The sequence below is a fragment of the Pararcticibacter amylolyticus genome (assembly GCF_003130405.1).
GTDB classification, from domain to species: domain Bacteria; phylum Bacteroidota; class Bacteroidia; order Sphingobacteriales; family Sphingobacteriaceae; genus Arcticibacter; species Arcticibacter amylolyticus.
Genome location: NZ_QEAS01000017.1, coordinates 91,840 through 102,166, shown reverse-complemented (window position 1 = coordinate 102,166; position 10,327 = coordinate 91,840). Strand labels below are relative to the sequence as shown.

Annotated in this window: 9 protein-coding genes and 1 tRNA gene; 8 read left to right on the top strand and 2 right to left on the bottom strand. The window is 43.6% G+C overall.

Features of this window, described 5'->3' with window-relative positions:
* Positions 1-41 precede the first annotated feature (41 nt).
* Positions 42-1,547 carry a F0F1 ATP synthase subunit beta gene (gene atpD / locus DDR33_RS18950; RefSeq protein WP_109417376.1) on the bottom strand — a complete coding sequence of 502 codons (1,506 nt, stop codon included), beginning with the start codon at positions 1,545-1,547 and terminating at the stop codon, positions 42-44.
* 262 nt (positions 1,548-1,809) lie between these two features.
* Here atpD and DDR33_RS18945 point away from each other — a divergent pair, with 262 nt between their 5' ends.
* The 7 genes from DDR33_RS18945 (at position 1,810) to obgE (ending at position 6,568) form a co-directional block, all read left to right on the top strand.
* The gene (locus tag DDR33_RS18945; protein WP_146198811.1) at positions 1,810-2,058 is read left to right on the top strand and encodes a hypothetical protein; all 249 of its coding nucleotides are present in this window, start codon (positions 1,810-1,812) and stop codon (positions 2,056-2,058) included.
* Positions 2,059-2,179: 121 nt separating this feature from the next.
* The gene (locus DDR33_RS18940; RefSeq protein WP_109417374.1) at positions 2,180-3,094 is read left to right on the top strand and encodes an SDR family oxidoreductase; all 915 of its coding nucleotides are present in this window, start codon (positions 2,180-2,182) and stop codon (positions 3,092-3,094) included.
* A 116-nt stretch (positions 3,095-3,210) separates the two neighbouring features.
* Complete coding sequence (locus tag DDR33_RS18935; RefSeq protein WP_109417373.1) at positions 3,211-3,675, top strand: redoxin domain-containing protein; 465 nt, start codon at positions 3,211-3,213, stop codon at positions 3,673-3,675.
* 22 nt (positions 3,676-3,697) lie between these two features.
* A complete protein-coding gene (floA, locus tag DDR33_RS18930; protein WP_109417372.1) occupies positions 3,698-4,669 on the top strand; it encodes a flotillin-like protein FloA in 972 nt (323 codons plus the stop codon).
* Between the two features lie 166 nt (positions 4,670-4,835).
* Positions 4,836-4,909, top strand: a tRNA-Arg gene (locus DDR33_RS18925).
* 60 nt (positions 4,910-4,969) lie between these two features.
* Complete coding sequence (locus tag DDR33_RS18920) at positions 4,970-5,542, top strand: adenylate kinase (RefSeq protein WP_109417371.1); 573 nt, start codon at positions 4,970-4,972, stop codon at positions 5,540-5,542.
* Between the two features lie 30 nt (positions 5,543-5,572).
* Positions 5,573-6,568, top strand: coding sequence for a GTPase ObgE (gene obgE / locus DDR33_RS18915; RefSeq protein WP_109417370.1), 996 nt, complete (start codon positions 5,573-5,575; stop codon positions 6,566-6,568).
* Between the two features lie 103 nt (positions 6,569-6,671).
* Here obgE and DDR33_RS18910 read toward each other — a convergent pair whose 3' ends face one another.
* Positions 6,672-8,426, bottom strand: a complete 1,755-nt coding sequence (locus tag DDR33_RS18910) for a lysophospholipid acyltransferase family protein (RefSeq protein WP_109417369.1) — start codon at positions 8,424-8,426, stop codon at positions 6,672-6,674.
* 1,105 nt (positions 8,427-9,531) lie between these two features.
* On the opposite strand from DDR33_RS18910, the gene DDR33_RS18900 reads away from it, so the two are divergent.
* Entirely contained in the window at positions 9,532-10,275 is a 744-nt protein-coding gene (locus tag DDR33_RS18900; RefSeq protein WP_109417367.1) for a FadR/GntR family transcriptional regulator, read from the top strand.
* Positions 10,276-10,327 lie beyond the last annotated feature (52 nt).

Here is a 10,327-nt window from a genome sequence, read left to right as displayed (position 1 = left end):
GCCTGCAATTCAGAACTTATAATTCATAACTCATAACTAAGTTACGCATTTGCTTCTGCAAGGATTTTCTTGCCTTTTTCAATTGCATCTTCAATGGTTCCTACCAGGTTGAAGGCGGCTTCAGGGTACTCGTCAACTTCTCCGTCCATGATCATATTAAAGCCTTTAATAGTCTCTTTAATATCAACAAGTACTCCTTTTAATCCTGTAAACTGTTCTGCTACGTGGAAAGGCTGAGATAAGAAACGCTGAACGCGGCGTGCGCGGGCAACAGTCAGTTTATCATCTTCAGAAAGTTCATCCATTCCGAGGATTGCAATGATGTCCTGAAGTTCCTTATAACGCTGAAGGATTTCTTTAACCCGTTGCGCCGTTCTGTAGTGCTCTTCACCAAGAACCATTGGGCTCAGGATTCGTGAAGTAGAGTCAAGAGGGTCAACCGCAGGATAGATACCAAGCTCAGCGATTTTACGGGATAATACCGTAGTGGCATCAAGGTGAGCAAAGGTTGTAGCAGGAGCAGGGTCTGTCAAGTCATCCGCTGGTACGTATACCGCCTGAACAGATGTGATAGATCCACGCTTGGTTGAAGTGATACGTTCCTGCATCAAACCCATTTCTGTTGCCAGAGTTGGCTGGTATCCTACCGCTGAAGGCATACGGCCTAACAGTGCAGATACTTCAGAACCCGCCTGGGTGAAACGGAAGATATTGTCAATGAAGAACAGGATATCACGTCCCTGGCCCTGGCCATCTCCGTCACGGAAATATTCAGCAACGGTAAGACCGGATAATGCAACACGGGCACGGGCGCCGGGAGGCTCATTCATCTGACCGAATACAAAGGTACATTTAGAATCTTTTAGCTGTTCGGCGTCAATCTTGTCGAGATTCCATTCACCTTTTTCCATTCCGTGCATGAACTCTTCGCCATATTTGATAATGCCCGATTCAAGCATTTCACGAAGAAGGTCATTTCCTTCACGTGTACGCTCACCTACACCGGCAAATACGGATAATCCCGAATATGCCTTCGCAATATTATTAATTAACTCCTGGATCAATACGGTTTTTCCAACACCCGCACCACCGAATAATCCGATTTTCCCTCCTTTAGAGTATGGTTCGAGAAGGTCGATTACCTTAATCCCTGTAAACAATACTTCCGTTTCTGTAGAAAGATCTTCGAAACGGGGAGGTGTAGCATGGATAGGACGACCATTCGATTTATCGAGAGTTGCGATACCATCGATAGGGTCACCTACTACGTTAAATACACGACCTTTAATTTCTTCACCTACAGGCATCTTGATGGGAGCGCCAGTATCTACAGCGTCCATCCCGCGTACAAGCCCGTCAGTAGAGTCCATCGCAATTGTACGAACCCTGTCTTCTCCCAGGTGATTCTGGACTTCAAGAATGATAACCTGTCCATTAGGCTTTACAACTTCTAATGCATTGTAAATTTTAGGGAGTTTTGCCTCATCGGCGAAGCTGACATCAACTACCGCTCCAATGATTTGCGCTATTTTTCCAACGTTTGGCATATAATTTTTGGAGTAAATATGTTATTTTTCACTGTTTTAAAGCCACTTTTAAGGTCGCTTTTTGGGTTTGCAATAATACGCTTTATCTTTGAAAATCAAATGGCTTGTATGAAAGATTTTAATTTTCATGCACGGTGCCGTGTTTGACTTTGCTGGTTTGATATTCCTCATCGCCCGGCCTGTTAATGGTGAAACTCAACTTAAGTTATATCAAACCTGACGAATGTAACTCTGTTCTTCTTAAAAGAAAATGATTTGGATCATGAATGCTGGAAAAATTGCCGGATTAACAGGGTTATTGCTTTTTAGCTTAAGCTGGCGGGGGGCTTACCCGCAGGGTAATCTTCCATCGGATAAAGACGAAAGCATTGTTGCGGGCAACGATGTATGGTATGCGCAACCCTGGATATGGGTCATTATAATTGCACTTCTCGTAATATTCATTATATATTACACCAAAAGGAACAAACGGAAAAGTCTTAAAAACTCAGCTGAAAAAGGTCTCCGTTGATTTCAATTAAGAACGATATTTGTGAAGGCACCCAATTAACATCCTTTTTGTTCCGGGTTGTTTTAATCCAGCCGCAAGTAATGCCGGTGCAGGATAATTGTATGTCAGAAAAGCCAGTAAAATGAAAACAATATTAGTTACAGGAAGTAATGGATTGTTAGGTCAGAAGATCACAAGCCTTATTTTATCTTCGGGCCGGGCCAGTCTTATTGCAACCTCTAAAGGGCAGAACCGTCATCCTGAAAAGCAGGGATATACTTATATAGAAATGGATCTCAGTAATGAGAATGACATTGCCGGGGTTTTCCGTTCGGTCAACCCCGACGTGGTGATCAATACTGCGGCTCTCACAAATGTCGATGTATGTGAAACAGAAAGAGAGCAGTGCCGCCTGATTAATACTGACGCCGTAAAAACACTGGCACTTCTTTGCGGTGAAACAGGAGCTCATCTTATTCATCTATCTACAGATTTTGTGTTCGACGGAAAGGAAGGTCCTTATCGGGAGGATGCGCAGCCGAACCCCCTGAGCTTCTATGGAAGGAGCAAAGCAGATGCAGAAGATTACCTGAAAAGTTCGTCCTGCAGGTGGACAATCATCCGGACTATTCTGGTATACGGAATTACCGGTGATATGAGCCGTTCGAATTTTGTGTTATGGGCAAAATCATCACTGGAGAAAAATAAGAATATAAGCGTAGTGAACGACCAGTGGAGAATGCCGACGTTAGCTGAAGACCTTGCAGAGGCATGCCTGAGAGTAGCGGAAAAGGGTGTAACCGGGATTTTACATATTTCGGGCGGGGATATGAAGAGTATACATGAGTTGGTACTTGAGGTGGCGGATTACTGGAAGCTTGATAAAACCCTCATAGAGCCGGTATCATCAGAAACGTTAAATCAAAGCGCTGTACGCCCGGAAAGGACTGGTTTTATACTCGACAGGGCAAGGCAGGAACTGAACTATCACCCCCGCTCATTCAGAGAAGGGCTTAAATTGCTTGATCTGCAAATGCAGAGCGTAAAGAAAATGTGACCCTGAATGAGAGATAATGGGCGGCAAAGAATTGCTTATGTTTCGAATTAAAAAGTATCTTAGCAAAATAAATAGCATCCAAAGACAATTATTGAAAGTCTTGAAACCTTAAATCTATGGCACTGACAACAGGACAAAAGGCACCACAATTCACTCTTTATAGTTCTGATCTTAAAGAAATTTCGCTATCTGATTATACAGGAAGAAAAGTTGTGCTGCATTTTTTTAATTTAGCTTTTACGGGAGTATGTACAGCTCAGCTGTGTACTATAAGAGATTCTTTTGAGTATTATGAAAACAACGGTGCAGCGATACTGGCAATTTCGGTTGACTCACCTTTTTCACTCGCCAGGTTTAAAGAGGAGAATCACTATCAGTTTTTATTATTGTCTGATTTTAACCGTGATGTTTGTGAGGCTTATGAAGCCATTTATGACGAATTTGTATTCGGCTTAAAAGGTGTTGCGAAAAGAGCCGTTTTTGTGATAAACGAAGAACAGGAAGTTATTTATGCGGAGGTACTCGAGCAGGCAGCAGATCTTCCTGATTTCGACGCTATCAAGGAGGCTATAAAAAGTTAGAATACCAATATACTATATAAAAATGGATGTCAATTTGTTATTAACAGTAGTTGGCGTATTTATCGCCCTGTTCCTCTTCCTGTATCTTTTGCCTGTAAACCTTTGGTTCACAGCCCAGCTTTCGGGAGTAAGAGTGAACCTTTTGAATTTATTGCTGATGAGGTTGCGGAAGGTGTCACCATCTTTGGTGGTGAATGCGATGATCACTTCAACGAAGGCAGGCCTTAATATTAGCTCAAATGAAATTGAGACACACTATCTGGCCGGAGGGCATGTGAATAATGTGATAAAGGCCCTTATTTCAGCAGACAAGGCCAATATTCCGCTTGATTTTAAGCTGGCAACAGCAATCGATCTTGCAGGCCGCGATGTGTTTGATGCGGTACAATTATCCGTGAATCCGCGCGTAATTAATACTCCCCCCGTTGCGGCAGTTGCCAAAGACGGGATTCAACTGGTTGCTAAAGCCAGGGTTACAGTCAGGGCAAATATCAACCAGCTGGTAGGTGGTGCCGGAGAAGAAACTATTCTCGCTCGTGTCGGTGAAGGTATCGTTACTACTATAGGCTCTTCTACGAATCACAAACAGGTACTTGAAAACCCCGACCGGATTTCTAAGACGGTGCTTGAGAAGGGACTTGACAGCGGTACGGCATTTGAAATCCTGTCAATCGATATTGCAGATATCGACATTGGCGATAATATTGGAGCTAAATTGCAGGCCGATCAGGCCGAGGCTGACCTGAAAGTGGCAAATGCCCGCGCTGAGGAACGCAGGGCAATGGCAGTTGCTTCCGAACAGGAAATGCGTTCGAAAGCACAGGAGGCCCGGGCAAAGGTGATCGAGGCTGAAGCACAGCTTCCCCTTGCTATGGCAGAGGCATTCCGCTCAGGCAACCTGGGAATAATGGATTATTACAGAATGCAAAACCTCAAATCGGATACCGATATGAGAGAATCTATATCTAAGCCAGGTAAAGGAAAACAGTCATAAGGAACTATAGAACGCCGGTAGCAGAAAATTCTGCGACCGGTTTTTACATGATAAAGTTCACAGAAAGAGTCGTATACCGTCAAACAGTGCTGCACGGAAAGGAAAAATTAATTTTTTTTTGTGGATGTTAATTTTTTCCTTCTATCTTTGCAGTCCATTAAGGGACGGACTTGTAGCTTAATTGGATAGAGCATCTGACTACGGATCAGAAGGTTAGGGGTTCGACTCCCTTCAAGTCCACAACAAATAGAGCCTTTTCGATAAAACGGAAAGGCTTTTCACATTTTAAAAATAATCTTGATGCTAAATCTTGTTTTATTTGGCCCGCCGGGCGCCGGTAAGGGAACGCAGTCTCAAAAGCTAATTGAAAAGTATCAATTAGTCCATCTTTCTACAGGCGATATTCTCAGAAGTGAAATTGCCAATGGTACTGAACTCGGCCTTGAGGCAAAGAAACTCATGGATCAGGGGCTACTGGTGCCGGATGAAGTAGTAATCGGAATGATCAGCAATAAACTGGACGCTAACAAAGATGCCAACGGCTTTATCTTCGATGGCTTTCCGCGTACTGTAGCGCAGGCTGAAGCTCTCGATGCTCTCCTGGCTTCCAAGAGTACCGCTATTTCGGGTATGATTGCCCTGGAAGTAAATGATGAAGAGCTTGAAAAAAGACTTCTTCTTCGGGGAAAGGATTCAGGCCGTTCAGACGATGCTGATCCCGCTATCATTCGCAGAAGAATAGAGGAATATAACAACAAAACTGCTCCGGTTGCCGGGTTCTATAAACAGCAGGGTAAATTTTTCAGCATTAACGGCATTGGCAGCATTGAGACTATTTTTGAGGAGATAGTCCGTGTGACAGATAGCTTTTAAAGCAGGTGCACATCTCATCATCAGGCAGGAATGGCTCAGGGATCGAATTTCGTGGATTATGTGAAGATTTGTTGCCGTTCAGGCAACGGAGGAGCTGGATCTGCTCATCTTCACAGGGATAAGTTTACTTCGAAGGGCGGACCTGATGGCGGCGACGGAGGCAGGGGAGGACATATCATTCTTAAAGGAAACAGTCAGCTGTGGACACTCCTGCATCTCAAATACCGGAAACATGTCATTGCAGAACATGGCGAGACTGGTGGCAGTGCTTTGAGGAGTGGAAAAAATGGTAAGGACGAAATCCTGGAGGTACCTCTCGGCACTATAGCTAAAGATGCAGAAACCGGTGAAATGTTGTTTGAAATAACCTCTGATGGTGAAACAAGAATCCTTACGCCGGGAGGCAGGGGTGGCTTGGGAAACTGGCACTTTAAAACACCTACGCTGCAAACTCCGCGATTTTCTCAGCCAGGAGAATCCGGTGGTGAACGATGGATCGTACTTGAACTAAAAGTTCTGGCAGATGTAGGGCTCGTTGGTTTTCCTAATGCAGGAAAATCGACTCTTTTATCTGTCGTCTCTGCTGCAAAACCAGAAATTGCAGATTATCCTTTCACCACCATAGTCCCTAATCTGGGAATTGTATCTTACCGTGATAACCGTTCATTCGTAATGGCCGATATTCCGGGCATTATTGAAGGAGCTTCAACAGGAAAGGGGCTGGGCCTGCGGTTTTTAAGGCATATAGAGAGAAACTCTGTGCTTCTCTTTCTCGTGCCGGCTGATACCAACAGAACAATCAGGGAAGAATACGATATCCTTTTGAAAGAGCTTAATGACTACAATCCTGAACTGATGCATAAACCCCGTATGCTGGCGATCAGTAAATCGGACATGCTCGACGAGGAATTAACCGGGGAGATGAGAACCGAAGTGCCTGACGTTCCTTATGTTTTTATTTCGTCTGTTGCTCAAAAAGGATTACTGGAACTGAAAGATCTGTTGTGGAAGGCAATTAACGCCTGATTTCAATAAATAAGCACACCTTAGCTTTCAGCCAGGCGCTAGTTGTGCAGGTCGTATATTTGCCTTTCTCTAAAACCTGAACGCTCATTTGCACTGCGTGCGCTTACAAGTTCTTTCCGAGCTTTTCAACCATTTCTTTCGGTACATTCTCAAGATCGAGAATAAGGAATCCGTCGAGGCTGTCCGCAAATTTCGGATCAATATTGAAGCATATTATTTTAGCGTTCAGAGCTATATACTGACGGAGAAGGACCGGTACCTTCATATGCGATACCTCTATTTCGGAGATTAGGCTGTCGAGAGACTTCAGAGAATCTTTCGACTCAAGCAGCAGATCTGAGTCAATTTTAGAAAAATCAACTTTAAAACGTTTTTTAGGCTTTACATATTCCGCCATCTCGTGATCAAAGTGGAAGCGGGTAATGTAGTTAACAATAAGGGACTTGGAGAATTTTGAGAAACTATTGCTGATACTCACTGGCCCGATCAGATAACGATATTGTTGGTGAGTAAGCAGATATTTCAGGATCCCTTTCCATAGAAGAAATAAAGGAAGCGGCTTTTGCTGATACTCTTTTCTGATCCAGGAGCGCCCTAATTCCAGACTCTTTCTTAAAACAGGGTAAAACTGATCTTTTATTTTAAAAAGACTGGATGTATAAAATCCTTGTTTTCCCATGCTGAAAAATATTTCGTCTCCCCTGCCGATGCGGTATGCTCCGACGATTAACTTAGCTTCGGTATCCCAAATAAAAAGATGATGGTAGTATATATCATATCCATCAAGATCCGACGACTTATTGGTGCCTTCGCCAATCAACCTGAATGTCATTTCGCGCAGACGGCCTATTTCTTTAATAATATTCGGTATCAGTGTCGTAGGAGTGATAAACACCTCATATTGTTTCTCCTGCCACACACAATGCTTTTCTCTCAGTATCTTTACCTCGGATTCAAGCAAGTCTGAGTGGACTGCCGGGATAATGGGCTCAGCCCTTTTTCTGATCTTAAAAAGGTTCCGGGGATTAAAAAGCCTCCTGTCGTTTTCGAGACTCGTACCCAGGCAATATGTCTTTGCCCGGAGATAAGCCAGAAGTTTTGTTGTATTACTTTGAAACGGAATTTCATCCGGAAGGATTGGCTTACCAATCCTCAATTTTATAGTATGCCCCTGCTTGTTGAATAATTCAGAGGGCAACTTTGCCGTTCTGAGCGCAGGATGGATCAGGCTGAGGATATTGAACAACAGTCCGTTGTTTCCGTGAAAATAAACCGGCACCACTGGCACTCCGGCTTTTGCAATAATCTTTCCGACAACAGGATGCCACATTCTGTCTGTGACCTGCAACGTATTCATTTTATATGTAGAAACTTCTCCTGCCGGAAAAATACCTACAGGCACGTTCTGCTTCAATAAAGCTAGTGTAGTTTTAATTCCGCTAATGCTGGAAGAATGCTCAATGTTTTCGAACGGATTTACAGCTATAAAATATTCACTAAGGTTCGGTATTTTCTTCAGGATGAAGTTAGCCATCAGTTTAGCTTCCGGACGGGCCATGCACAGAATCTTTAACAATACCAGTCCTTCAACACCACCGTAGGGATGATTAGCTATCGCGATGAAAGCACCTTTGGCAGGCAGATTGGCAAGTTCTTTCGGATCGAACTCCACCCGAATGCCAAGCACTTCCAGAATTTTATCGATAAAGTCAACGCCTTCGAGATGTTGTGCTTTTGAGAACGCCTCGTTTACATGATTAATCTTCATTACCTCCATAAGAAGAGATGCAAGGCCTGGAAGATGAAGCTTGTCGATGCGGGTTGCTTTAGCGAATTCTTCTTTACTTATTACTTTCATTACTCAGGAATATTGTTCTTGTCCTTCAAGAGCGTTACTGCTTGACTGGATAAAGCTGAAAGTTAGTAAAAATTGATACAAATCCCATGTTTTCCTGTCCCTTCAGGATAAACGTGGTTAGAACCTTTGCGAATAAACCTATATATACATCATCCGGACAAGTGGTGATCGTTTTTCAGCTCCAGAGACCTTAGCCGCTGTGCTTTCGATCCTCCCCCTCTGTATCAGCATCCTCCTTAAAAGCTAACACCAGGTATCAAACTGAGCATGTTTTCAAAAAACAAATACTGGTCTATCGCCTGCATAAAACATTCAGCCTCTGCCAGGGACTGCTTATATGAGAGACTAACCTGCTTTGATGATAAATCCTCTACTACAGCGATTTTTCGCTGAGGGCTCACAGCGCCAACGGGCACTGCATCTGTCCCGAATCATCTAATGCTCTTTCAAAAATGTTCCACGTGCTTGTCTCCGGCTGAAAACCAGCATATTGACTTTACCGGCAGAAAGTACTATACTTGCTGGAAAGCCAGTTCGGAGAACCGTCCTGCCTCTAGTCGGCCCCGCGATGACCCCGGTAGGAGATATGTACACGGTAAGAGCACATTGAGAGCACGGTGAGTGCACCTTTCTCCAGCAAAACGTGCACTCACCGTGCTCTCACCCTGCACTCAATGTGCTCTCATCCCCATCAGAGTACCAACCGGGTCCCATGCAAATAAGGAAAGGACTGCCTGTTGTTTGCCTGTGATCCTTCCTGTTGCCTGTGAACAAGAGGATTACCCTAAAGTTTCCATTGAGAAACAATTGAGAATATCCGGAAACCGAAATCAGCTTTCTTTTTGAGCGAAACTTTGTTCTTAAAACTGATGTCGGGCGTCCGGAAGAACCGAGTCTGAAAACGCCAGTGCGGGTGTATAGCCTGGTTTAGCGGAGTGGCCGCCAGCTGAATACTGCGAATCCTTTAACTTTCCTAATCCTTTTTCAAAAGTTTAAAATGCGTTTAACCTGTATTGCTCTTTATGTCACACAAATAATATAAAGATAAAATTTGGAGTTATAATTCTTTTGCATACTTTTGGTTAACCAATAATTGGTCGACCAGATGAACCCATTGATAGAAACTATAAAGGCAATAGAAGTTGAGACTCCTGTTGATAAAATAATCAGACAGTTGAAGCAATTGATCGTTTCAGGGCAATTGAAACCGGGGGACCGGCTTCCGGCAGAAAGAAACCTGGCTGAAAAATTTGGTGTTGGCAGAAGCTACGTCCGTGAAGCGATTCTGAAGCTTGAGTTTTACGGACTGCTAAGGACCAGCCCCCAGAGTGGTACCTATGTCTCCGGTTTGAGTATTAATATCCTGGATAATCTTCTTACAGATGTTATCAATTTCAATAAAGATGATTTTAATGCACTTATTGAGGCTCGTTATTATCTTGAATTGAGCGTAGCCCGTGTTGCAGCAGAAAGACGGACAGAAGAAGATCTGGCATCGATGACAAAAGCTCTTGACGAGTATGAGAATAAAGTGAACAACGGACTCAACGGAGTTGAAGAGGATCTTTTGTTTCACGTTAAGATAGCCAGGGCAACCAAGAACCCGGTACTTGAGTCAATGATGCTGATCTTGATTCCTGATCTGATCAAGAGTATCAATGAGAATAAAGTGTGCGGAGAAGAAAGAGGAATACTTTCAATTCCCGAGCACCGGGCGATACTGAAAGCGCTTGAAGAAAGTGACCCCATTGCAGCAGAGAGGGCTATGGCCATTCATTTAAATGAGATATTTCAAATTAGCCGGGCAGGTTATGCTGCCAAACAATTATTAAACAAGGAAAACGAATAGGTCGCTGTCTTTCAGATAGTAAGGTTATTTAGTAAAGCCGTTTAACGATACA